This is a genomic window from Montanilutibacter psychrotolerans, from assembly GCF_003719825.1.
In the GTDB taxonomy this organism is placed as follows: domain Bacteria; phylum Pseudomonadota; class Gammaproteobacteria; order Xanthomonadales; family Xanthomonadaceae; genus Montanilutibacter; species Montanilutibacter psychrotolerans.
Map to the genome: position 1 here is coordinate 317,918 of NZ_RIBS01000001.1, position 24,085 is coordinate 342,002.

The 24,085-nt window shown below is 68.8% G+C and carries 17 protein-coding genes; 10 read left to right on the forward strand and 7 right to left on the reverse strand.

Features of this window, described 5'->3' with window-relative positions:
* Window positions 1–129: 129 nt before the first annotated feature.
* The 4 genes from EER27_RS01345 to EER27_RS01360 all read left to right on the forward strand — a co-directional run bounded on the left by EER27_RS01345 (window position 130) and on the right by EER27_RS01360 (window position 6,425).
* Window positions 130–2,730: a bifunctional aspartate kinase/diaminopimelate decarboxylase gene (locus EER27_RS01345; protein WP_123086229.1), complete on the forward strand. Its 2,601-nt coding sequence runs from the start codon at window positions 130–132 to the stop codon at window positions 2,728–2,730.
* Window positions 2,723–4,084, forward strand: a complete 1,362-nt coding sequence (murL, locus tag EER27_RS01350) for a UDP-N-acetyl-alpha-D-muramoyl-L-alanyl-L-glutamate epimerase (protein WP_123086230.1) — start codon at window positions 2,723–2,725, stop codon at window positions 4,082–4,084. The genes EER27_RS01345 and murL overlap by 8 nt, the downstream gene beginning before the upstream one ends.
* On the forward strand, window positions 4,065–5,507 hold the full coding sequence (gene murD / locus EER27_RS01355) for a UDP-N-acetylmuramoyl-L-alanine--D-glutamate ligase (protein ID WP_123086231.1): 1,443 nt from the start codon (window positions 4,065–4,067) through the stop codon (window positions 5,505–5,507). Before murL ends, murD begins: the two co-directional genes overlap by 20 nt.
* 90 nt (window positions 5,508–5,597) lie before the next feature.
* Window positions 5,598–6,425, forward strand: a complete 828-nt coding sequence (locus tag EER27_RS01360) for a dienelactone hydrolase family protein (protein WP_123086232.1) — start codon at window positions 5,598–5,600, stop codon at window positions 6,423–6,425.
* A gap of 84 nt (window positions 6,426–6,509) precedes the next feature.
* Here EER27_RS01360 and EER27_RS01365 read toward each other — a convergent pair whose 3' ends face one another.
* A complete protein-coding gene (locus EER27_RS01365; RefSeq protein ID WP_123086233.1) occupies window positions 6,510–7,517 on the reverse strand; it encodes a polyprenyl synthetase family protein in 1,008 nt (335 codons plus the stop codon).
* A gap of 351 nt (window positions 7,518–7,868) precedes the next feature.
* Here EER27_RS01365 and ssb point away from each other — a divergent pair, with 351 nt between their 5' ends.
* Entirely contained in the window at window positions 7,869–8,417 is a 549-nt protein-coding gene (gene ssb, locus EER27_RS01370; protein ID WP_123086234.1) for a single-stranded DNA-binding protein, read from the forward strand.
* A gap of 157 nt (window positions 8,418–8,574) precedes the next feature.
* Here ssb and EER27_RS01375 read toward each other — a convergent pair whose 3' ends face one another.
* The 6 genes from EER27_RS01375 to EER27_RS01400 all read right to left on the reverse strand — a co-directional run bounded on the left by EER27_RS01375 (window position 8,575) and on the right by EER27_RS01400 (window position 14,868).
* Window positions 8,575–10,089 carry an aldehyde dehydrogenase family protein gene (locus EER27_RS01375; RefSeq protein ID WP_223807115.1) on the reverse strand — a complete coding sequence of 505 codons (1,515 nt, stop codon included), beginning with the start codon at window positions 10,087–10,089 and terminating at the stop codon, window positions 8,575–8,577.
* A 90-nt stretch (window positions 10,090–10,179) separates the two neighbouring features.
* Entirely contained in the window at window positions 10,180–10,683 is a 504-nt protein-coding gene (locus EER27_RS01380; protein WP_123086235.1) for a MarR family winged helix-turn-helix transcriptional regulator, read from the reverse strand.
* Between the two features lie 72 nt (window positions 10,684–10,755).
* Window positions 10,756–11,484: a GntR family transcriptional regulator gene (locus tag EER27_RS01385; protein ID WP_123086236.1), complete on the reverse strand. Its 729-nt coding sequence runs from the start codon at window positions 11,482–11,484 to the stop codon at window positions 10,756–10,758.
* Window positions 11,485–11,493: 9 nt separating this feature from the next.
* Window positions 11,494–12,930, reverse strand: a complete 1,437-nt coding sequence (locus EER27_RS01390; RefSeq protein WP_123086648.1) for an aldehyde dehydrogenase family protein — start codon at window positions 12,928–12,930, stop codon at window positions 11,494–11,496.
* An 8-nt stretch (window positions 12,931–12,938) separates the two neighbouring features.
* Entirely contained in the window at window positions 12,939–13,937 is a 999-nt protein-coding gene (locus tag EER27_RS01395; RefSeq protein ID WP_123086237.1) for a 4-hydroxyproline epimerase, read from the reverse strand.
* Window positions 13,938–13,947: 10 nt separating this feature from the next.
* Window positions 13,948–14,868: a dihydrodipicolinate synthase family protein gene (locus tag EER27_RS01400; protein WP_123086238.1), complete on the reverse strand. Its 921-nt coding sequence runs from the start codon at window positions 14,866–14,868 to the stop codon at window positions 13,948–13,950.
* A gap of 219 nt (window positions 14,869–15,087) precedes the next feature.
* On the opposite strand from EER27_RS01400, the gene EER27_RS01405 reads away from it, so the two are divergent.
* From EER27_RS01405 to EER27_RS01425, 5 genes are all read left to right on the forward strand, one after another.
* On the forward strand, window positions 15,088–16,329 hold the full coding sequence (locus EER27_RS01405) for an NAD(P)/FAD-dependent oxidoreductase (RefSeq protein ID WP_223807152.1): 1,242 nt from the start codon (window positions 15,088–15,090) through the stop codon (window positions 16,327–16,329).
* The gene (locus tag EER27_RS01410; RefSeq protein WP_123086240.1) at window positions 16,326–17,528 is read left to right on the forward strand and encodes a M24 family metallopeptidase; all 1,203 of its coding nucleotides are present in this window, start codon (window positions 16,326–16,328) and stop codon (window positions 17,526–17,528) included. Before EER27_RS01405 ends, EER27_RS01410 begins: the two co-directional genes overlap by 4 nt.
* A 331-nt stretch (window positions 17,529–17,859) precedes the next feature.
* Window positions 17,860–20,838 (forward strand): collagenase, encoded by a 2,979-nt coding sequence (locus tag EER27_RS01415; RefSeq protein ID WP_190285587.1) that lies wholly within the window; start codon window positions 17,860–17,862, stop codon window positions 20,836–20,838.
* Window positions 20,839–20,963: 125 nt separating this feature from the next.
* Window positions 20,964–21,845, forward strand: a complete 882-nt coding sequence (locus tag EER27_RS01420; protein ID WP_123086241.1) for a sulfite exporter TauE/SafE family protein — start codon at window positions 20,964–20,966, stop codon at window positions 21,843–21,845.
* An 82-nt stretch (window positions 21,846–21,927) separates the two neighbouring features.
* Entirely contained in the window at window positions 21,928–23,703 is a 1,776-nt protein-coding gene (locus EER27_RS01425; RefSeq protein WP_317843115.1) for a DUF885 domain-containing protein, read from the forward strand.
* The last annotated feature ends 382 nt before the right edge of the window (window positions 23,704–24,085 follow it).

Below are 24,085 nucleotides of genomic sequence, written 5' to 3' on the forward strand. Positions count from 1 at the left end.
CGGATTGGTAATTGGACTAGAATCATCGGCTATTCGCGCCGGCGACGTGCGCGTGATTCCATCCGAGGTTCATTCGCCCGGGGCTACTCCCGGGTTTCCCCGTGCAACACCTTTCAGAGGACAGCGGTAGTGGCGCAAGCGACGCGTTGGATCGTACTCAAGTTCGGCGGCACTTCGGTGTCCCGTCGCAATCGTTGGGACACCATCGGACGTCTTGCCGCCAAACGCATGGCCGCCGGCGACGACGGTGGCACACGGGTGCTGGTGGTGGTGTCGGCGCTGTCGGGCGTCACCAATGCGTTGCAGGCCATCGCCAGCGCGCCGGTCGGCGAGGACATCGCCGCGCCGTTTGCCGAACTGGTCGAGCGCCACCGCGCGTTCTGCGCCGATCTGGACCTCGATGCCGATGCCGTGGTGGGCCAGCGCCTGGCCGCGCTGCAGGCACTGGCCGTCGACCCGCGCGCAACGCCGCGTGCGCTGGACTGGCAAGCCGAGGTGATGGCGCAAGGTGAGCTGTTGTCCTCGACGATCGGCGTGGCCTACCTGGCCGGGCAAGGGCTCGATGTCGGCTGGTGCGATGCACGGCAGTGGCTCGATGCCGTGTCGTTGCCCAACCAGAGCGCCTGGGCCCAGCGACTGTCGGTGAACTGCCGGCACGAACACGACGCGGCGCTGGTCGAGCGCTTCTCCGCGCAACCCACGCGCGCGTTGATCACCCAGGGCTTCATCGCCCGTCACGCTGACGGCGGGACCGCGGTCCTCGGGCGCGGCGGTTCGGACACTTCGGCGGCGTACTTCGGTGCCCTGCTCAAGGCCGAGCGCGTCGAGATCTGGACCGATGTTCCCGGCATGTTCAGTGCAAACCCGCGCGAGGTGCCCGACGCCCGCCTGCTGGCGCGCCTGGACTATGCCGAAGCCCAGGAAATCGCCACCACCGGGGCCAAGGTGCTGCACCCGCGTTCCATTGCGCCGTGTCGCGATGCACGCGTGCCGATCAGCATCCTCGATACCGAACGCCCGGAATTGCCAGGCACGCGTATCGACGCCTCGGCCGTCACCGTGCCGGGCGTCAAGGCCATCAGCCGGCGCAACGGCGTGGTGCTGGTGGCGATGGAAAGCATCGGCATGTGGCAACAGGTCGGTTTCCTGGCCGACATCTTCGAGCGGTTCAAGCGACACGGGTTGTCGGTCGACCTGATCGGTTCGTCGGAAACCAACGTCACCATCTCGCTGGACCCCAGCGAAAACCTCGTCACCGGCAACGTGCTCGAAGCGCTGGCCGCCGACCTGGCCGAGGTCTGCCGGGTCAAGGTGATCGCGCCGTGCGCGGCGATCACGCTGGTCGGTCGTGGCATGCGCTCGCTGCTGCATCGCCTGTCGGACATCTGGGCGACGTTCGGACGCGAGCGCGTGCACCTGATCTCGCAGTCCTCCAACGACCTCAATCTCACCTTCGTGATCGACGAGGCCGATGCCGACGGATTGCTGCCGCAGCTGCATGCCGAACTGATCCGCGGCGGCGCGATGCCGGTGCGCGACGAGAGCGTGTTCGGGCCGAGCTGGCGCGAGATCGCGCACGGCCGTCCGCAACGCGCGGCGCCCTGGTGGGCCGCGGCGCGCGAGCGCCTGCTGCAGCAGGCACAGGCCGGCACGCCCCGGTATGCCTACGACCTGGCAACGGTGCGCGCGCGCGCGGCCGAGCTCGTCGCCACCACGGCGGTCGACCACTGCTATTTCGCCATCAAGGCCAATCCGCACGCGGACATCCTGCGCACGGTGGTAGAGCAGGGCTTCGGGCTGGAATGCGTTTCGCAGGGCGAGCTCGACCACGTGTTCGCCACCGTGCCGGAACTGTCGCCGCGTCGCGTGCTGTTCACACCCAGCTTCGCGCCGAGGCGTGAGTACGAGGCCGCGTTCGCGCGTGGCGTCACCGTCACGATCGACAACCTCGAAGCGCTGCAGAACTGGCCCGAGTTGTTCCGCGGACGCGAGATATGGCTGCGCCTGGACCTGGGGCACGGCGAAGGCCATCACGAGAAGGTCCGGACCGGCGGCATCGCCGCGAAGTTCGGCCTGCCGACGGCGCGGCTCGATGCGTTTGTCGCCGCCGCGCGCGCGCTCGGCGTGCGCATCACCGGCCTGCACGCGCACCTGGGCAGCGGCATCGACGACCCGCGCCACTGGCGCGAGGTCTATGCGCAGTTGGCAGGACTGGCCGACGCGGTCGACACGGTCGAGACGATCGACATCGGCGGTGGCCTGCCGGTGGCCTACATGCCCGACTCGCCGGTGTTCGACCTGGCCGCATGGCGCGCGGGCATCGAGGAGATCAAGCAGGCCTATCCGCGCTACCGTCTTGCGGTCGAACCCGGACGCTACCTGGTGGCCGAGGCCGGCGTGCTGCTGCTGGCGGTGACCCAGGTCGTGGAGAAGGACGGCGTGCGCCGGATCGGTGCCGATGCCGGCATGAACGCGCTGATGCGCCCGGCGATGTACGAGGCCTGGCACGGCATCCACAACCTCAGCCGCGTGGACGGCGCCACCGTCAGCTTCGACATCGTCGGCCCGATCTGCGAAACCGGCGACGTGCTCGGCCGCGACCGCTTGCTGCCGTCCGCGACCGCCGAGGGCGACGTGCTGCTGATCGCCGACGCCGGCGCCTATGGCATGAGCATGGCCAACACCTACAACCTGCGGGCGATGCCGGCAGAGGACGTACTGAATGACTGAGTGGAAATTCCAGCGCGACGCGATCGCCACGTTCCGGTTCGTGCGCTGCGGCTTCGATGCCGCGACCGGCGTGGCGCACCTGGTGTATGCGTTCGACGACGGCCCGGAGCTGGTGGAGACGGTGACCGTGCCGGGCGCACCGTTCACGCTCGACGCCGATCGCGCGGTCGCGGTCGAACGCGCGCTGCGGCTACTGCACCTGGTCACCGGCGTGAGCTACTACAAGGCCGCGGTGCCACCGCGCATCGTCATCGATTCCTACGCCATCGATGCCGACACGGCCGCGTTGCTGGAAACGATCTACGTCAATGGCCTGGGCGAGTTCGCCTACCGCAATGGCCTGAACCTGCATGGCCGGATCCGCTTTCCGCACGACGCCCCGGACGACACCGTCGCACCTGCACTGGGCCTGCGCGAGCACGCACTGGTGGCCATCGGCGGCGGCAAGGACTCGCTGGTCAGCATCGAGTCGCTGCGTGCGCTGGGCGTCGAACAGACCGTCACCTGGATCGGCGGTTCGCAGCTGATCCGCGCCTGCGCCGAGCGCACCGGCCTGGACACGCTCAACGTCGGCCGCGCGCTGGCGCCGCAGCTGTTCGACTACAACCGCGAAGGCGCCTGGAACGGGCACATTCCGGTGACGGCGGTGAACTCGGCGATCCTGGTGCTGGCCGCGGTGCTGGGCGGGGTCGACCAGGTGGTGTTTTCCAACGAGCGCTCGGCCAGCTACGGCAGCCTGATCGAAGGCACCGGCGAGGTGAACCACCAGTGGTCGAAGGGCTGGGCGTTCGAGTCGGCCTTCGGCGATTACGTGCACAAGCACGTTGCCGCCGACCTGCATTACTACTCGCTGCTGCGCCCGCTCAGCGAACTCGCGGTGGCACGCCAGTTCGCGCGCATCGACCGCTACGACGCGCATTTCAGCAGCTGCAACCGCAACTTCCACATCCTGGGCGAGCGACCGGTCAATCGCTGGTGCGGCGTGTGCCCGAAATGCCACTTCGTGTTCCTGGCACTGGCGCCATTCATGCCCAAGCCGCGCCTGGTGGGAATCTTCGGCCGCAACCTGCTCGACGATGCGGCGCAGACCGCGGGTTTCGACGCGTTGCTGGAGTTCCAGGACCACAAGCCGTTCGAATGCGTCGGCGAAGGGCGCGAATCGCGCGCGGCGATGGCCGCGCTCGCCGCGCGCCCGGAGTGGCGCGAAGACGTGCTGGTCGAACGCTTCGTCGCCGAGATTCAACCGCAGCTGGACGCCGCCGAGCTGGCGGTCGACGCGTTGCTGGTGCTCGACGACGAGCAGCGCATCCCGGCCTCGTTGTGGGAACGCCTGCGTGCGCATCTCAGCGCTTGACGGCCGGCGCGTCGCGCTCTGGGGCTGGGGCAGCGAAGGCCGCGCCGCGTACCGCGCGATCCGCGCACGTTTGCCCGCGCTCGCGCTGACCCTGTTCTGCGGCGACGACGAAAGCGACGACGCGCGCGCGCTCGGCGATCCGCGACTGGTGATCGAAACCGTGGCCAGTGCCGAGCGGTTGTCGGCGTTCGAGATCGTGCTCAAGTCACCCGGCATCAGCCCGTACCGCGCCGAGGCGGTGATCGCCGCCGGGCAGGGCACGCAGTTCATCGGCGGCACCGCGCTGTGGTTTGGCGAGCACGCCGACGCCGATGGCGTTGCCGCGGGTACGGTGTGCGTGACCGGCACCAAGGGCAAGAGCACCACCTCGTCGTTGCTTGCCCACCTGCTGCGCATGGCCGGGCATCGCACCGCGTTGGCGGGCAACATCGGCCTGCCGTTGCTCGCGCTGCCCGAAGCGCCGCCGGCGCCGGCGTACTGGGCCATCGAACTGTCGAGCTACCAGACCGGCGACGTGGCCGCGTCGGGCGTGCGTCCCGATGTGGCGATCGCGCTCAACGTGTTTCCCGAGCACCTGGACTGGCACGGCTCGCAACAGCGCTACGTCGAAGACAAGTTGCGCCTGCTGACCGGCGCGCGACCGCGCATCGCCGTGCTGAACGCCAACGACCAGACGCTGGCCGCGCTGTCGTTGCCTGACAGCGAAGTGCGCTGGTTCGGTCGCGAGGACGGCTGGCACCTGCGTGGCGACGCGCTGTGGCGCGGCAACGAGGAAGTGATGGACACCGCATCGCTGCCGTTGCCCGGTCGCCACAACCGCAGCAACCTGTGCGCGGTGCTGACCGCGATCGAAGCGCTGGGCCTGGACGCTCGCCCGCTGGCCGCGCATGCGGCAGCGTTCCAGCCGCTGCCGCACCGGTTGCAGTGGCTTGGCATGCGGGACGGCATCGGCTTCGTCAACGACTCCATCAGCACCACGCCGCATGCCAGCCTGGCGGCGCTCGACTGCTTCCGCGGCCGGCGCGTGGCGATCCTGATCGGTGGCCACGATCGCGGCATCGACTGGGATGCGTTCGTCGCGGCGATGCGCATTGAGGCACCGGTGGCGATCATCACGATGGGACAGAACGGCCCGCGCATCCTCGAACAACTGGCGCCGATTGCGGCGCAGTCGGGGTTCCTGCTGTCGCCGGCGGTGGATCTTGCCGATGCGATGCGGCAGGGCTGCGAGGCCCTCGCCGGCGAGGTGCTGCCCGGTGCGACCGATGGCGATCCCGCGCGTGCGCCGGTGCTGCTGATGTCGCCCGGCGCGCCCAGCTACGGCCCGTATCGTGGCTTCGTCGAGCGCGGCCGGCACTTCGCGCAACTGGCGGGCTTCGATCCGGACGCCATCAGCTCCATCGCCGGGATCGGCATCGCCTGACGCGTGACAAGACCGCCCGACGCGGCGTTGGCTTCACCCGGCGATGACCGTGGCGACGTAGATTGCCAGACCCCTAGCGGAGGATTTCCCATGCGCACAGGCACATCGTTCCGGTTCCGCCGCTGGCTTGCCGGTGGCGCGTTGCTGTTGTCGGCCGTACCCGCCCTGGCGGCGATGCAGACCCGGCCGGTGACGTGGACGGTCGGCGAGGACGCCTTCCAGGGCGTGCTGGTCTACGACGACGCCGGCAGCGCCAAACGCCCCGGCGTGGTGATGGTGCCCAACTGGATGGGCGTTACCGACCTGGCCGTCGAACGGGCCAAGGACGTCGCGGGCACCGACTACGTGGTGCTGGTTGCCGACGTGTACGGCCGCGACGCCCGTCCGGCCGACAAGACCGAAGCCAGGGCGCAGGTCGCCAAGGCCTACGCCGATGGCGGCACCACGCTGCGGGCGCGTGCCGCCGCGGCACTGGCGGCGCTCAAGGCACAGGCCGACAACGCGCCGCTCGACGTGGCACGAATCAGTGCCATCGGATTCTGTTTTGGTGGCTCGGTCGTGCTGGAGCTGGCGCGCGGCGGCGCCGACCTGGCCGGCGTGGTGAGTTTCCATGGCGGCTTGAAGACGCACCTGCCAATCGCGGGCAACGCGTTGCGCGCGCCGATGCTGGTGCTCAACGGGGCCAATGACACCTCGGTGCCGGATGCCGACGTCCAGGCGTTTGCGCAGGAAATGGAAGCCGCCGGTGCCGACTGGCAATTCGTCGACTTCGGCGGCGCGGTGCATTGCTTCACCCAGCCCGAAGACGCCGGCAGCGATCCGGCCAACAACTGCCGTTACGACGAACGCGCCAGCCGGCGTGCCTTCGCGATGATGCGGGCGTTCTTCACCGAACGCTTCGCCGCGCCTGCACCCTGAGGCGCAGCCCGGCATCCGGGCCGCGCATCGGCAACGGGGCCATCGGGCGTCTGGTTGAACGACGCCCGCTGACGGCCGGGGCCGTCAGTGGTCGCGACTGACGGCGTACCGCGCCAGGCCACGCAGTGCGGCCAGATGCGCGTTGTCGCCCAGGCCCGACAGCGCCTGCTCGGCGGCATCGGCGTACGCGCGCGCGCGCTGGCGGCTGTAGTCGAGGCTGCCACTGGCGTTGATGGCCGCCACCACATCCGGCAGCGCTTCGCTGTCGCCGTGCTCGATGGCCGCGCGCAGGCGCTGCGCGGTGGGCGCGTCGGCGTGCGCGATCGCGTGGATCAACGGCAAGGTGGCCTTGCCCTCTGCCAGGTCGTCGCCGAGGTTCTTGCCCAGCGTGTCGGCATCGGACGCGTAATCGAGCACGTCGTCGGCGATCTGGAAGGCGTAGCCCAGCCACAGGCCGTAGTCGTGCATGGCATCGCAGGTGGCGGCGTCGGCGCCGGCGAGCAGTGCGCCCAGGCGGGTGGCGGCCGCGAACAGCACCGCGGTCTTGCGCTCGATCACGCGCAGGTAGGCCGCTTCGTCGGTGTCCGGATTGCGCACATGCAGCAGCTGCAGCACTTCGCCCTCGGCGATGCGGTTGGTGGTGTCGGCCAGGATCTGCATGACCGGCATGCGGTCCAGCTCGACCATCATCTGGAAGCTGCGCGAGTACAAGAAATCGCCCACCAGCACGCTGGCGGCATTGCCCCAGACGGCGTTGGCGGTCTTGCGCCCGCGGCGCAGGTCCGATTCGTCCACCACGTCGTCGTGCAGCAGCGTGGAGGTGTGGATGAACTCCACCACGGCGGCAAGCTGGTGGGCGTCGGCGCCGACGCGGCGGCCCTCGCCCAGCGCACCGGCCGCCAACAACAGCAACATCGGCCGCAAGCGCTTGCCACCGGCACTGACGATGTATTCGGCCACCTGGTTGATCAGCACCACGTCCGATGCCAGCCGGCGGCGGATCAGCGCGTCGACGGCCGCCATGTCGTCGCGGGCCAGCGCCTGGATCTCATGGAGGTCGAGGGCAGTGGGGTTCTGGACGCTCGCGTGCATGGGACAGCCGTTCGTGGGGGATCACAATTATAGGGGCGAGGCGGACCAACCCTGTTTGCCGTTGGCGGTCCGCGACGCGCCTTGCGCCAGGGCAAGGGCAGGGCACGTCGGGCCCGCCCGGATGGCACGGTGCGACGGAACGGTGCGCCGCGCGGGCTCAGTGGCAGGGGCGTTGGGCACGCGTGGGGCAGGTGAAAGTCCGATTGTCCGCTGCGGCGACTGCCCGGGCAGGGGTTCGGGGAATCCGACCGCACGGTGCGAACCGGGCCTATCGCCGGACCGGGGCGACAGAAAGCTATACTTGCCGGCCAGTCGCCAGCTCCAGGCGACCCGTTCGAGGACCTCAATCCCATGGCACGTGGCGTCAACAAAGTCATCCTGGTCGGCAACCTCGGCAACGACCCCGAAGTCAAGTACACCCAGGGCGGCATGGCCGTGACCACGCTGAGCCTGGCGACCACCAGCGTGCGCAAGGACCGCGACGGCAACCAGCAGGAACGCACCGAGTGGCACCGGGTCAAGCTGTTCGGCAAGCTGGGCGAGATCGCCGGTGAGTACCTGAAGAAGGGCCGCCAGGTCTACATCGAAGGCTCGATCCGCTACGACAAGTTCACCGGCCAGGACGGCGTCGAGAAGTACTTCACCGACATCGTGGCCGACGAGATGCAGATGCTCGGCGGCGGCTCCGAGGGTGGTGGCGGCGGTGGTGGCGGTGGTCGTGAGTTCCGCAGCAGTGGCGGTGGCGGCGGTGGCGATCGCGCCCCGCGTCAGTCCGGTGGCGGTGGCGGTGGTTACGGCGGCGGCGACCGTCAGGAATCGTCCGCGCCGCGTCGCGAGGCGCCGCCGGCCAAGACGGCCAGCTTCGACGACAGCTTCGCCGACGACGACATCCCGTTCTAAGCACCGCGTTCCAAGCGCCGCGTTCCAAGCGCCGCGTTCCAAGCACCCCGTAGGCCGTTGCTTGGCTACGCAGGAAGGCAGGAGACCTCGGGTTTCCTGCCTTTTTTGCGTCAGGCCTGACGCCAGGTCTGACGACAGGCCGTTCGGCCTGGAGAGCTCAGTACGCCAGCCGTACCGCCTTGACCTCGGTGAAATGCGCCAGACCGACGAGCCCGTTCTCCCGACCGTAGCCCGACTGCTTCGTGCCACCGAACGGCAGCGTTGCGCCGCCGCTCCCGCCGCCGTTGACGATCACCTGGCCCGACTCCAGCAGGCCGATCAGGCTGTGCACCGTGCCCAGATCACGCGACCAGAGTTTTGCCGACAGTCCGTAGCGGTTGTCGTTGACCAGCGCGGCGATGGCGTGTGGCGATGCGTCGTCGTCGAAGGCGGTGATCGTCAGCACCGGCGCGAAGATTTCTTCTCGTGACACGCGCATGTCGGCCGTGGCGTCGGTGAGGATCGTGGGTTCGAAGAAGTACCCCTCTCCGGTCCGCGCGCCCCCGCCACGCGCAACGCGGGCGCCTTCGGCACGGCTGTGCTCGATCAGGTCGACGGCCCGGCTGCGTTGCGCGGCCGAGATCATCGGGCCCATGTCGGTCGCCGGGTCATGGCCCGCGCCGATGCGTACGCGATCCATGGCCGCGTGGATGCGCCCCAGCAGTGCGTCGTAGGCGCTGCGTTGCACGAACACGCGCGAACCCGCAGCGCAGTACTGGCCACTCTTGAAGGTAATTTCGGCCGCGATCGCGTTTGCCGCCTTGTCCAGGTCGGTGTCGGCAAACACCACGACCGGCGACTTTCCGCCCAGCTCCAGCACCACCCGCTTGAGATTGCTGTTGGCGGCGGCGGCCATGATGGATCTGCCGACCCGCGTGGAGCCGGTGAAGCTGATCAGGTTGACGTCGGGGTGATCGGCCAATGCCTGTCCGGCGCTCTCGCCGGTGCCGGTGACGATGTTGACCACGCCGGCCGGCAGGCCCACTTCCAGGCACAGGTCGCCAATCCACAGCGCCGACAACGGTGCGAGCTCGGCGGGCTTGATCACCACCGTGCATCCGGCGGCCAGTGCCGCGGCCAGCTTCTGCAGCACCATCAGGAACGGCGCGTTCCACGGCGTGATGATGCCGACGACGCCGATCGGCTCGCGCAGGAAGTACTCCATGCTGGACGGCTGCGCCGCGCCCATCGTGACGTCGCCGGCGAGCTTGGTGGCCAGGCCGGCGTAGTCGCGCAGTGAGCGCAGGCCCAGCGGTAGATCGCCCTTGCGTACCGAGCCGATGGCATGCCCGGCATCGAGCGATTCCAGCAGGGCAAACGTTTCCTGGCGTCTTTCGATGGCGTCGGCCAGGGCGTGCAGCAGCGCCGCGCGTTGAAATGCCGGCATGCGCGGCCAGGGGCCTTCGCGGAAGGCGCGCCGGGCCGCCGTTACGGCCTGATCGATGTCGGCATCGGTGCCGGCAGCAATGCAGGCCAGCGGGCGGCCGGTCGCCGGGTCGTCGACGGCCAGCGTCGACGCCGCGCGGCGCCAGACGCCGTCGATCAGCACCGCGGGTTCGCGCTGGCGCATCTGTTGGCGCAGGCGGGCCAGCGCGTCGTCGTCGGCGTCGGTTGCGTTCGGGATTCCGGTCATGCGAGGCGCTCCTGGGGCCGACAGCACCACGGTCCGGGCGCCTGGCTTCTGTGTTGACAAAGTCAACTATGCGAATCGCAGTTGATAAAGTCAACCGATGTTGCGAGACCGTTTCCCAGTCAGCGCAGCGCCCTGGTCCTGTTCCTGCACCTGCTCGTGCTCCGTCGAAGCGCTCAGCGGCATGCGCTGCAACAGGCCCAGGAGCTGGGTGCGCTCGGCGTCATCCAGACCCTCCACGAGGTCTTTCGCCACGCGCGCCCGCAGCGTCTCGGCCTGGGCGTGTGGCGCCGCCCCGGCGTCGGTGAGTTCCAGGCGCTGGCGCTTCTGGCCGGGCTGATCCGCCAGGCGCGCGACGAAGCCGTGCTCGAGCAATGACTTGATGATCCGGGCGATCTGCGCCTTGTCGCGGCCGCTGGCCACGACGATGTCGTTCTGCGTGCAGCCCGGGTGGCGGGCAATGAAGCGCAACGTTCGCGCCTCCATGGCCGCCAGCCCGATCCGTTCATCGCGAAGCGATCGCTGCATGCGCGCGGTCGCCTGGTGCATGGCGGCGTTGATGAGATCGAGTATCTCGGTTTCCCGGTCAGCTGCCATCGTCGTTTCGCAGAAGGGTCGGGACGAAGTGTAGCGACAGTGCCCGCGGCCGCGACCGCAAGGTGATCTGGCTCAGGACCCGTTTTCGCGCGCGGGGCGACGCTTGCCGCCCGCGGCCGGTGGCGTGCTTGCCGACGCCACGGCCGATCGCGACGCGGGCTCGTGAAGCTGCAGGCGCAGGTCGTCCAGTGTCTCGGCGATGTGTTCGGTCAGCAGGCCGGTGACAAGCGCCGCATCGCGCGCCAGCCAGGCATCCAGGATCGCGCGGTGCTCGCTGTCCGCACGGACATCGCGACCTTCCGGCTCAAGGTGCTTGCGCACGTAACGCTCGGCCAGCACGTGCAGACGCTCGACCAGTTGCGCCGTGACCTGCCGCCCGGCCCCGTGCAGCAGCGCCAGGTGGAAGGCACGGTTGAGCGACACCACCGCGACGGCGTTGCCGTGCGACGCCGCTTCCAGCGACAGCAGCGCCGCGCACGCCGCCTCGCGCTGCGCGTCGCTGGCGTCGAGGCTTGCCGCGGCGGCGGCGTCGGGTTCGATCTTCAATCGCAGCGCGAACACTTCCTCGGCTTCCGCCGCGGTCAGCGCCGGCACGAAATAGCCACGGTTGGCGTTGGATCGCAGCAGGCCCTCCTGCTCCAGCCGTGCCAGCGCCTCGCGCAACGGGATCTTGCTGATGCCCAGTTCTTCGGCCAGGGCCTCCTGGCGTACCGGTATCAGCGGCGGGATCCTCGTGGCGAGGATCCGTTCGCGGATGACTTCGAAGGCCTGGTCCGACAAGGTTCGCGCGACGATCTTCATGCGCGAAGTCTACGCGGGACGTTGATAGGTGGTCCTCATCGTGGTGTAGAACGCCCGCGCCGCGCGGCCCTGCTCACGCGGGCCGTAGCTGGAGCTGCCCATGCCGCCGAACGGTGCGTGGTGATCCACGCCGGCGGTCGGCAGGTTGACCATCAGCATGCCGGCTCGTGCGTCGCGCTTGAATGCCTCGGCGTGCTTGAGCGAGCTGGTGCACAGGCCGGCCGACAGTCCGTGTCGCGAGTTGTTCAGTAGCGCCATGGCGGCGTCGAAATCGCGCACGCGGAACATGCCGGCGACGGGTCCGAAGATCTCTTCCTGGGCCAGCAGGCTGTCGGCGCCGACATGGTCGAACAGCGTCGGCGCGAAGTAGCAATCGTCGTCGTCCGGCACCGTGCCGAACGCGGCGACGCGCCCTTCGTTGCGCACCGCGCTCACCTGCTGCGACACGCGCTGTTTCTGCAGCGGCGAGGCGAGGGGGCCGATGTCGGTCTTCTCCAGGCGCGGATCGCCGATGGCGAACTGCTGCACGCGTGAATGCAGCGCCGACAGGAACGCGTCGGCAATCCCGTCCTCGACGATGATCCGCGAGGTTGCCGTGCAGCGTTGCCCGGCGGCAAAGAACGCGCCAGTGGCGACGCAATCGACCGCGATGTCGAGGTCGGCGTCGGCCAGCACGATGAAGCCGTTCACGCCGCCCATTTCCAGTTGCACGCGCGCGCCGCGCGCGGCCACGATCTCGCGAACGCAGCGACCGACGCCTTCGGAGCCGGTGAACGACACCGCGTCGATGCGCCGTTCGGCGCAGATCGCCTGCCCGGTGGGCCCCGAGCCCAGCACCAGGTTGACGCTGCCGGCGGGCATGCGGGCCTCGGCGATGATACGCATCAGCGCCACCGCGGAAGCCGACGATACTTCCGACGGTTTCCACACGACGGTGTTGCCGAACGCCAGCGCCGGCGCGATCTTCCAGGCGGGAATCGCGATCGGGAAGTTCCACGGCGTGATCAGGCCGACCACGCCCACCGGCGAGTGCATGACCTCGACCATCGCACCCGGCCGGGTCGACTCGAAGCGTTCGCCGGCGTTACGCAATGCTTCGCCGGCGAAGAACTCGAAGATTCGCGATGCGCGCATCGCCTCGCCGCGTGCATCGCGCACGGTCTTGCCGGTTTCGCGGGCGATCAGCATCGCCAGTTCGGTCGCGTTGTTGGCGATGGCGCGGCCGATGCGGTTGAGCGCATCGGAGCGCGCCTCGATGCCGGCCGCGGCGACTGGCCCCAGCGCGTCCTGCGCTGCCTTGGCCGCGGTGGCCACGGTGGCCGCGCCGGCCTCGGGGATGTGCACGATCAGGTCGTCGCGATCGGCCGGATTGCGCTGCTCCATCGCGATGACCGCGGGGATGGTCTGACCGGCGACGCGGTGGGAAAGAATCAAGGTTTCGGACATGGGCATCCTCAAGTCACCACGAAGCCGCGACAGAATGCGTCGGCCTCGTCGATCCAGATCTGGTTGAAGCCGGTGGCGATTGCCGAGCCTTCGATGGAAGGCACGATCGCCGCGTGGTCGCCCAACGTGGTCGCCGCTTCGACGCGTCCGATGAAGCGACTGCCGATGTAGCTTTCGTGGACGAAACTGTCGCCGACCCGCAGGCGGCCCTTGCCGACAAGGTGCGCCATGCGCGCGGACGTGCCGGTGCCGCAAGGGCTGCGATCGATGGCGCGTTCGCCATAGAAGACCGCATTGCGACCGTCGGCGCCGTCCCCGCGCGGGGCATCGGCCCACAGCACGTGGCTGACGCCGCGGATGGTCGGGTCGAGCGGATGGACGGGCTCGAACGCCTCGCGCACCAGGCGTCGCACCTGCGTGCTGAGCTCGATGATGCGCGCCGCGCCCAGCGCGTCCAGGCCGCGGTACGCACCCTGCGGTTCGACGATGGCGTAGTAATTGCCGCCGTAGGCGACGTCCACCGTCAGCGGCCCGAAACCGGGGACATCGATGGCGATGCCCTCGGCGGCCAGGTAGCTGGGCACGTTGCGGATACGAACCGAGCGGACGCGCCCCGCCTCTTCGACATAGTCGACATCGATCACGCCCGCCGGCACCTCCACGCGCAGGCGGCCGGGAGTGCGCGGCCGGATCAGCCCGTTTTCCAGCCCAAACGTGAGGATGCCGATGGTGCCGTGCCCGCACATCGGCAGGCAGCCGCTGGTCTCGATGAACAGCACGCCGATGTCGGCGTCCTCGTGCGTGGGCGGGTAGAGGAACCCGCCGGACATCATGTCGTGGCCGCGCGGTTCGAACATCAGGCCGGTGCGGATCCAGTCATAGCGCGCGAGAAAGTCCTGGCGACGTTCGCTCATCGAGGCGCCTGCCAGCAGCGGCGCACCGCCACTGACCAGGCGGACCGGATTGCCGGCGGTGTGGCCGTCGATGCAGAAGAAGGTGTGGCGCATCGCGCAGGCCTCAGGCCGCGGCGGCCAGCAGCGACGGCCGGTTTGCCGCAGCGGCCTCGACCATCTTCACCACCTGCTCGCGGCGCGCGCCGGCCAACGGCATGCGCGGCATGCGCACGCGCTCGGAGCCTCGGCCCATGATCGCTTCGGCCAGCTTGATCGACTGCACCAGGTCGTGGTCGGCATCCAGGTGCAGCAGCGGCATGAACCAGCGATAGATCGCCAGCGCGTGCGGCAGGTCGCCTCGCTGCAGTGCGTCCCACAGCGCCAGCGACTCCTGCGGGAAGGCGTTGGTGAGGCCGGTGACCCAGCCCTTGGCGCCCAGTAGCAGGCCTTCGAGGGCGACGTCGTCGAGCCCGGCGAACAGCGTGTAGCGATTGCCGAAGGCGTTGAACAGATCGGTGAAACGACGCGGATCGGGCGCGCTCTCCTTGATCGCGACCACGTTGGGGACATCGGCCAGGCCGGCGAGGGTGGCCATGGTCACGCTGACGCGGTACGCGGGCGGGTTGTTGTAGAGCATCACCGGCAACCCGGTGCTCTGCGCCACGGTGCGGAAGTGCGTCAGAAGTTCGGCCTCGGACGGCACGTACACCATCGCCGGCAACACCATCAGTCCCGATGCGCCCGCACGTTCGGCGGCGCGCGCGAAGGCCGTCGCCTTGCCGGTGGTCAGTTCCGAAACGCCGGCGATCACCGGCACGCGGCCAGCGGCCGCTTCCACGGCGGCCGACACCACCGCGATCTTCTCGTCGGCATCCAGCGAGTTGTTCTCGCCAACGGTCCCGATCGCGATCAGGCCGTGCACGCCGTCGCGGATCAGCGCGTCCTGCATGCGCTGCGTGGCCTCGATATCAACCGACAGGTCGGCGTTGAACTGGGTGGTTACGGCCGGGATCACGCCGGCCCAGGTGCAGGAACTGGAAGACATCGAACTCTCCGATTGAGAACGGAATGGATGGAAGCGGATGCGTTGGCAACGCATGCGGGACGAGGGGAGGGGTGGGACTGAGGGTGGCGACAGGTCGAGGTGGGTGATTGAACTCGCGGTAATAAAGTATACGATATACCAAATATCCGATTCGTGTGACAGTTGCCATCGGCATTGGGGAGCAGGCATTTGGGTGTGGGACAGGCTCAATCGGCGGTCGTGATCGGCGCCGGCATCGTGGGATTGACGATCGCCCTTCGCCTTCGCCAGGCCGGCGTGCGCGCGACGCTGGTCGACCCGGCGGCGGTCCCGGCCAGCGCGTCGTATGGAAATGCCGGCCACATCGCGACCGAGCAGGTCGAGCCGCTGGCGTCGTGGGCGACGATCCGCTCGGCACCCCGCCGCCTGTTCGCTTTCGGCGGTGCGCTGGATGTGCGCGACGTCGTTACGTTCGCGCCCTGGATGGCGCGCTTCGCACACGCGGCATCGCCGGCGAAGTTCGCTGCCGGGCGGATGGCCCTGGGCGGCTTGTTGAGCCGGGCGCTGCCGGCCTGGCAGGCGCTGGTCGACGACATCGAGCGCCCAGACCTGCTGCACGCGCGTGGCCACACCGTGCTCTGGCAATCCCCCGACGTGGCACGGCGGCAGCGCGCCGCCTGGATGGCGACCGACATCGGCAACACGCGCGTGCGTGACCTGGCCGCCTCCGAACTGGACGCCTACGACGATCTGCTGTCGCACCGGCCGGCGGGCGGCTTGCGGTTCTCGGCGACCGGGCAGGTCGCCGACGTCGGCGAAGTGATGCAGGCATTGCAGGCGTCGTTCGTCGCTGCCGGTGGCGAGCTGCTGCGCGCACGCGTGGCCACGATGGCCATCGAACGCGGCCGCGCGATAGCGGTGCTCGAGGACGGACAGCGACTGGGCGCGGACATCGTGCTTGTCGCGGCGGGCGTGGCCTCTGCCGATCTGATGGCGGCGTTCGGACCGCGTCCTCCGCTGATCGCCGAACGTGGCTACCACGTGCAATGGCCGCAGCACGACTGGCCTTCGGACATGCCGCCGGTGGTGTTCGAGGAGCGCTCGATGATCGTCACGCGGTTTCGTGGCGGCCTGCGCGCCGCGAGCTTCGTGGAGTTTGCGCGCGCCAGGACGCCGGCCGATCCGCGCAAGTGGGCGGCGCTCCGCCGGCACGTGGCCGCCCTGGGGTTGCCCGTCTGCGGCGACGGCGACACGTGGATGGGCGCGCGCCCGACGCTGCCCGACTACCTGCCGGCGATCGGTCGCAGCCAGGCGGCCTCCAACCTGATGTACGCCTTCGGCCATCAGCACCTGGGGCTGACGCTGGCGCCGGTCACCTCCGAAATCATCGCCGCGCTGGTCACCGGACAGGAGCCGCCGATGTCGTTGGCGGCCTTCGATCTGCAGCGCTTCCATCGCAACCACGGAGCAACGCACGCATGACCCATGGCATCGGCGGATCGACCGCGCTGGCAGAACTGGAATCCCTGAGTCCCTGGCCGAACAAGGCCCCGGCGATACAGCCCGAAGAGCGTGCATCGCGGATTGCGCAGGCGCGCACGTTGATGGCGTCGCTCGGCGTCGACGCCCTGATCGTCACGCCCGGCGCCAGCCTGCGCTACTTCAGCGGCCTGCAGTGGTCGTCGAGCGAGCGCTTGCTGGCGTGGGTGCTGCCGCGCAGCGGCGCGCCGGTGATGGTGTGTCCGGAGTTCGAGCGCGGCTCGGTACTTGCCGGGCTGGCGGGCGATACCGGGCTTCGCACCTGGCAGGAGCACGAGAGCCCGTACCGTCTCGTCGCCGATCTCCTGCGCGAGCACGGTGCCAATCGGGTTTCGCTCGACCCGCAGGCGTCCTTCTTCGTGGCGGAAGGTTTGCGCGATGCGCTGGGCGCCGTGCCGATCGTCACCGCATCGCCCGTCATCGACGGTTGCCGGATGCGCAAGTCGCCGGCGGAGCTGGCGCTGATGCAGCAGGCGATGTCGATGACGCTCGAGGTCCACCGTCGTGCGGCCGCCATCCTGGCGCCCGGTATCACCACCACCCAGGTCCGTCGGTTCATCGACGATGCCCATCGCGCACTGGGCGCGGACGGTGGCAGCACCTTCTGCGCCGTGCAGTTCGCCGAGGCGACCGCGTTTCCGCACGGCGTGCCCGGCGAACAACGGCTGGCGCACGGCGACGTGGTGCTGATCGACACGGGTTGCCAGGTCAGCGGGTACCACTCCGACATCACCCGCACCTACGTGTTCGGCAAGCCCAGCGCGGCACAGTCCGATGTCTGGGACCTGGAGCGCGAGGCACAGCAGGCGGCGTTCGACGCGGTGCGCCCCGGCGTCGCTTGCGAGGCCATCGACCGGGCTGCACGCGCGGTGCTGGAGCGCGCCGGCTACGGGCCCGACTACCTGCTGCCCGGCCTGCCACACCGCACCGGACACGGCATCGGCCTGGCCATCCACGAGCCGGCCTACCTCGTGCGCGGCGACACGACGCCACTCGCGCCGGGCATGTGCTTCAGCGACGAACCGATGATCGTCGTGCCGGGCCGGTTTGGCGTTCGACTGGAGGACCACTTCCACGTCACCGAACACGGTGCGGCGTGGTTCACCACACCGGCCGCTTCGCTGGCCGCGCCATTCGGCTGACGCCGCGGACATAGACACCGCCGCGCGGTGGCTCGCCGCGCATCCGTTGCTTCATCGCGCAAAGGAGTGCACGCCCGGACACCGCCACGGCCGTCCGCACCACGACACCGGGATCGACGCGTGCCGCGACCGAGTCGCGCGGCACGAGCGCGGAAGCCACACCCGTCAAAAAAAATCGCACCCGACACCCGATGCAGGCACTGCATGCGGGCGGTGCGGGTGAACCCGAATCCAGAGCGGCAAGGCGCAGGGGGCCGTTGCCGGCGGCGGTGAGCACCGCCGTAAGTCAACCAGGAGATGTGTGATGTCATCAGCACCATCCAGGAATCCCGTGCGTGCCGTTGTCTTGGGGACGATCGTGGCGGCCGTGGCGTTTCTCAGCTACGCCAGCCAGTCGGAAAGCGGCTTCGTCGGATCGCAAGTGCAGCGAATCCTCGCTGCGGTGACGCCAGCGCCTACGCCGCGGCCTGTCGGCATCGCCGGCACCAGCCCGGGCACCAACGTCGTCAGCACTGCTTCGGCGTCGCCAGCCAGGCAGCTCGCGCGCGCGGCGGCGGTACGCAAGTCGCCCGCCACCGAGACGCAGGTCTTCGGCGCGCACCGGCAACAGGCCGGGCTCGACGCCTCGCGGCGCATGCCGCACCAGGTGCCGATCAGCCGTTTCGTCGAAACCGGCTACGACCACGCAAGCGCGCGCAACAACGCACTCAATCGCCCGTCGATCCGCGCGCAGCTGGCGCGGTCGAAGGTCGCGGCAGCAGCGTGCGACGCCGGCCAGTTCGGCAACCTCAGCGGCGGTGCGCTGGTGGCGGCGGTCAAGGGCGCCACCACTGGCTGCATCAACCAGTTGTTCAGCGTGAGCGGTCCCAACGCCTACAACACCTTCCGCGAAGCGCAGATGGTGACCGTCGCCAACGCCCTGGCCACATCGGCCGCGGGCTACGGCGGCAACAACGCCGACAGCACCCTGCAGCTGGTCCTGTTCCTGCGTGCGGGCTACTTCGTGCAGTTCTACGACAGCAGCGTCGGGGCCTACGGCGCGCCGCTGCGCACCGCGATCCGGCCGGCACTGGACGCGTTCGTCGACAACGCCAACTTCGGCCTGGTCAACGACGTGCACGGCGAAGTGCTGGCCGAGTTCGTCATCCTGCTCGACAGCTCGAACGAGAACGCGCGCTACCTGCCTGTCGTCAAGCGGCTGCTGGACGCCTACACCCCCGGTCACAACGCCTTCGGTTTCATGAGGATGGCGGTGAACAACACCTACCTCGTGACCTTCCGCGGCCACTTCAACGACGACTTCAGGGCACTGGTGCAGGCCGATCCGACCATCGTGGAAACGTTGTACGCCTTCGCCGATCGCAACATCGCGATGCTCGGCCAGCCCAATGACTACCTGGTGACAAACGCCGGTCGCGAACTGGCTCGCTTCCTGCAGTACACCGGTGCGACCAAGGTCGCGGCCCAGACACGCGCCAAGTCATTGCTCGACCGCACCTCGGTGACGGGGCCGACGGCGAAGATGTGGGTCGGCGTGGGCGAGATGGTCGACTACTACGACGGCGCCAACTGCAGCTACTACGACCTGTGCGATTTCAGCGCGCGCGTGGCCGCGGCGGCCTTGCCCATCAGCCACACCTGCAGTGCAACCTTGCGCATCCGTGCCCAGGCGATGTCGGCGTCCGAGCTGAGCAGCACCTGCGCGATCGTCAACGGGCAGGAGGCCTACTTCCACCAGAAGGTGGCCACGGGCAACACGCCGGTCGCCGACGACAACAACGTCTCGCTGGAAATGGTGGTGTTCAACAGCAGCGGCGACTACGGCACGTATGCCGGCGCGATCTACGGCATCGACACCAACAACGGCGGCATGTACCTGGAAGGAAATCCCGCGACGGTCGGCAACCAGGCGCGCTTCATCGCCTACGAGGCCGAGTGGCTGCAGCCCGCGTTCGAGATCTGGAACCTTACCCACGAGTACATCCACTACCTGGATGGCCGCTTCAACATGTACGGCGACTTCGCCGCGGCGATGTCGCAGAAGACCGTCTGGTGGGTTGAAGGCTTCGCCGAGTACATGTCGTACTCGTACCGCAACCTGGTCTACGCCAACGCGCAGACCCAGGCGGGACTGGGTACCTACACGTTGAGCCAGATCCACCAGAACGACTACAACAGCGGCTCGACGCGCGTGTACAGCTGGGGCTACCTGGCCGCGCGCTTCATGTTCGAACAGCGCCGCAGCAGCGTGTCGAGCATCCTTGGCTACCTGCGTCCCGGCAACTACACCGGTTACGCCAGCTACATGTCGAGCCTGGGCACCAGCAACGACGCCGCATTCCGCGACTGGCTGCCCTGCATCGCCAACCCCGGCGCGCCGGGCTGCGACACGCCTGGCAACCAGCCGCCGACGGCGAACTTCAGCGCCACCACCAGCGGCCTCACGGCCACCTTCACCGACGCCTCCTCCGATGTCGACGGCAGCATCGGGTCGCGCTGGTGGAACTTCGGCGACGGCAGCTCGTCCGCCGCGATCAATCCGTCCAGGACCTACCGGGCGGCCGGTACGTACACGGTGACGCTGACGGTGACCGACAACCGCGGCGCGACGGCGACGCGCTCGCAATCGGTGACCGTGAGCGCGGGCGCTCCTGCGCAAGCGCTGGTCAACGGCGTGGCCAAGACCGGCCTGTCGACCCGGACCGATCGGTGGCTGAGCTTCACGATGGACGTGCCAGCCGGTGCCAGCAACCTGCGCTTCGCGATGTCGGGCGGCACCGGTGATGCCGACCTGTACGTGCGCTACGGGTCGGAGCCGACCACCAGCGTGTACGACTGTCGTCCCTTTGCCGGCGGCAACACCGAGACCTGCACCATCGGCAACGTGCAGGCCGGTCGCTACCACGTGATGGTGCGCGCCTATCAGACGTTCTCGGGAGTGAGCCTGACCGGCAGCTTCGACGGCGGCGTCGTGTTGCCCGAGTGCAGTGGTGCCGACACCCGCACGCTGGGCAAGGATTGCGCGCGCAGCAACGTGTCGGCGGCTGCGGGTGACTACGCCTACTTCTACGTGGTCGTGCCGCCAGGTACCAGCCAACTGCGGATCGGCGTTTCCGGCGGCACCGGCAACGCGGACCTGTACGTCAACACGCTGGGCGGCTGGGCCACCACGACGGCGCACAACCACCGTTCCACCAATGCCGGCAACAACGAGGCCCTGGTGGTCGCCAACCCGCCCGCCGGCTACGTCTACATCAGCCTTCATGGCGCGACCGCGTTCAGTGGCGCCAGGGTGACCCTGCAGTACTGACTTGGCGGTTCTTCGATGGAGCGGGTCGCCCTGGCCCGCTCCATCCTTTTTCCGCGACGGGTCTATTTCACAAACGGCCTTTTCCGCAACCCGTTCAACTCCCTCCGGGAAGACAAAGGAACGCCATGGTGGTCATCGTCCTGCTTGCTTCGATCTGCGCTCTCGCGATCGCCTTTCTCGTCGCGCTGCTGCGTGCCGCCCATCGCCGCCGTGCGCTGCGTCCCGACACCGAGGCCATCGCGCTGGGCGCGGTGACCAACTTCTTCGACACGCTGGGCATCGGCTCGTTTGCGCCGACGACGGCCTACCTGAAGCTGCGCGGCCTGGTACCCGACAGTTTCATTCCCGGCACGCTGAACACCGGGCACGCGTTGCCCACGGTGGTGCAGGCGCTGGTCTTCATCCACCTCGTGCGCGTCGACCCACTGTTGCTGGCAGCGTGCATCCTCGCGGCCGTGGGCGGCGCCATCCTCGGCGCGCCCCTGGTCGTGCGCCTGCCGGTCCGCATCGTGCAGGCCATTGTCGGCGTGGCGATGCTGATCGCGGCCGGGCTGTACGCGATGGCCAATCTCGACATGCTGCCCGCGGGCGGCGACGCGTTGGCGTTGCGCGGGCCGCTTCTCGTGGTTGCCGTTGCGGTGCACTTCCTGCTCGGCGCGCTGATGGCGTTCGGCATCGGCCTGTACGCGCCGTCCTTGATCCTGCTGAGCCTGATGGGACTCAACCCGGCGGCAGCGTTCCCGGTGATGATGGGCGCGTGCGCCTTCCTGATGCCGGTCACCGGGATGCGATTCGTGCGCACCGAACGCATCGACCTTCGCGTGGTGCTGGGCCTTGCCGTGGGTGGCATTCCGGCGGTATTGCTGGCGGCCTATGTCGTCAAGTCGTTGCCGTTGGCGACGCTGCGGTGGGGTGTGGTGGTGGTGGTGCTGTACGCAGCCGCGCTGCTGTTGCGCGCCGCTTCCAGGCCGACGCCGTCGCCGACCCTGGCGTCGGACGCCGCCTGACCGGCGTGCCTGCGACGATGAAGGACGCGCCAACCAGCGCGGCATCCACAACCCGACCACCAGAAGCCACATGTCCATGAACATTCGGTCCACCATCGCCACCGTCCTGCTGGCTTGGCTGACATCGGGCGTCGTACCGGCGTCCGCCGGCACACCCGACGCGGCATTGCGGCAGCTGTTCGAAGACGAACGCGCGTTTGTCTGGCGCGAAGACCCGTTGGCGGCCACCGCAGACGGCGTGCACCATCACGACGATCGCCTGCCATCGGTGGACGCCGACGCGCAGCGCCGTCGTCTGCAGGCCGATGCCGGCTTCCTCGAACGCCTGCATGCGATCGACCGCACCGGTCTGCCGGCACAGCAGCAGGTCAGCGCTGAACTGTTCGACTTCCTGGTGTCGCAGCGCCTGGCCTTGGCAGCGCATCGCGAGTGGCGCGCACCGCTCAACAGCGACAGCGGCTTCCATGCCGACGTGCTGTTCATGCACGAGCTGGCCGACCCGCGCACGCGTGCCGACTACGAGAACTACATCGCGCGCCTGCGCGACCTGCCGCGCTATTTCGACGAGAACATCGCCAACATGCGGGTGGGAATGCGCGAGGGATTCACGCTGCCGGCGGTGATCCTGGAGGGGCTGTCGGGCGTGATCGCCGCCGAGCAGTTCGCCCGCGTCGAAGACTGCCCGCTGTACCGTCCGTTCGCGACGTTCCCCGACACCGTGCCGCAGGCCGATCGCGCGGGACTGGCCGCACGCGGTCGCGCGGCCATCGAGGAGGGCGTCATTCCCGCCTACGCGCGGTTCCAGCACTTCTTCGAACGCGAGTACCGGCCGTCCGCGCGGCAGACGATCGCGGCGCATGATCTGCCCGGTGGCCCCGCGTACTACGCCGATCTGGTGCGCTACTACACGACGCTTCCGGACGCGACTCCCGATGGCGTGCACCAGACCGGGCTGGCGGAAGTCCGGCGCATCCGCGGTGAAATGGAGGCGATTGTTCGCGAGGTCGGCTTTCAGGGAAGCTTCGCCGAGTTCCTGGCGTTCCTGCGCAGCGATCCGCAGTTCTATGCCACCACCCCGGAGCAATTGCTGCGCGAGGCGGCGTGGCTGTCCAAGCAGGTCGATGGTCGCCTTCCGGCGTTCTTCGGGCGCCTACCGCGCACGCCGTATGGGGTGCGCGCGGTGCCGGACGAGATCGCGCCCAACTACACCGGCGGACGCTACAACCCGGGAGCATTCGGTGGCGCGGGCGAGTACTGGGTGAATACCTATGCGCTGAACACCCGCCCGCTGTACGTGCTGCCCGCGCTGACCCTGCACGAGGCCGTCCCGGGCCACCACCTGCAGGGAGCACTCGCCCGCGAAATGGTCGACGTGCCGGCATTCCGTCGCAACTTCTACCCGCACGCGTTCGGCGAAGGCTGGGGCCTGTACGCGGAAAAGCTCGGTGAGGAGATCGGACTCTATCGAACGCCCTACCAGCGCTTTGGCCGGCTGACCTACGAGATGTGGCGCGCCTGCCGGCTCGTGGTGGATACGGGCATGCACGCCAAGGGGTGGTCCCGTCAGCAGGCGCTCGATTACCTGGCGTCCAACACCGCGCTTTCCACGCACGAGATCCGAACCGAGGTGGACCGCTACATCGGCTGGCCCGGTCAGGCGCTGGCGTACAAGGTGGGCGAACTCAAGATCATCGAGCTGCGGCGCCGGGCGGAGGCCCGCCTGGGCTCGGATTTCGACATCCGGGCCTTCCACGACACGGTCCTGGCCAACGGCGGCGTCACCTTGCCGGTGCTCGAACGGCAGGTGCAGGCCTACCTCGACGCGGCCAGCGACTCGGCGCCGGACGCGGCGCGGTGACCGTAGGCGCGCGCCAACACGGGGCAGGGCAGCGGGGGCTCGAACCGCCGCCTTGATGCCTGACGTCGACCCGTGCCCCGTCGCCGTGCCATGCAGCCTGCCTCCCTCTTCCGGCGTCGATTGGCACCGTGTTTGGCCTGATCGGCGCCGGCCTGCGTTTGACGGAAGTAGCGCGGGGATCGTGTCCTTGCCGATGGGCGGATCGGGGCAGCAAGCGCATCGTTGACAGGTCGGGGGAATGCCCGTATTGGTGACGACGCTTGGCCTGCGGGCTGGGTCATAGGGCCTAAGGAATGGGGGACCTAGCATGGCGGGGATGGACCGCAAGCCAGGCAGGCGATGCAGCGCCACGGCGCTCGTGCTTGTCCCCACGCTTGCCCTC

Bases quoted from the DNA above. Each gene is read 5' to 3' on its own strand.
- murL (WP_123086230.1), top strand. From the start codon at position 2,723: ATGACTGAGTGGAAATTCCAGCGCGACGCGATCGCCACGTTCCGGTTC.
- EER27_RS01360 (WP_123086232.1), top strand. From the start codon at position 5,598: ATGCGCACAGGCACATCGTTCCGGTTCCGCCGCTGGCTTGCCGGTGGC.
- EER27_RS01365 (WP_123086233.1), bottom strand. From the start codon at position 7,517: ATGCACGCGAGCGTCCAGAACCCCACTGCCCTCGACCTCCATGAGATC.
- ssb (WP_123086234.1), top strand. From the start codon at position 7,869: ATGGCACGTGGCGTCAACAAAGTCATCCTGGTCGGCAACCTCGGCAAC.
- EER27_RS01375 (WP_223807115.1), bottom strand. From the start codon at position 10,089: ATGACCGGAATCCCGAACGCAACCGACGCCGACGACGACGCGCTGGCC.
- EER27_RS01380 (WP_123086235.1), bottom strand. From the start codon at position 10,683: ATGGCAGCTGACCGGGAAACCGAGATACTCGATCTCATCAACGCCGCC.
- EER27_RS01385 (WP_123086236.1), bottom strand. From the start codon at position 11,484: ATGAAGATCGTCGCGCGAACCTTGTCGGACCAGGCCTTCGAAGTCATC.
- EER27_RS01390 (WP_123086648.1), bottom strand. From the start codon at position 12,930: ATGTCCGAAACCTTGATTCTTTCCCACCGCGTCGCCGGTCAGACCATC.
- EER27_RS01395 (WP_123086237.1), bottom strand. From the start codon at position 13,937: ATGCGCCACACCTTCTTCTGCATCGACGGCCACACCGCCGGCAATCCG.
- EER27_RS01400 (WP_123086238.1), bottom strand. From the start codon at position 14,868: ATGTCTTCCAGTTCCTGCACCTGGGCCGGCGTGATCCCGGCCGTAACC.
- EER27_RS01410 (WP_123086240.1), top strand. From the start codon at position 16,326: ATGACCCATGGCATCGGCGGATCGACCGCGCTGGCAGAACTGGAATCC.
- EER27_RS01420 (WP_123086241.1), top strand. From the start codon at position 20,964: ATGGTGGTCATCGTCCTGCTTGCTTCGATCTGCGCTCTCGCGATCGCC.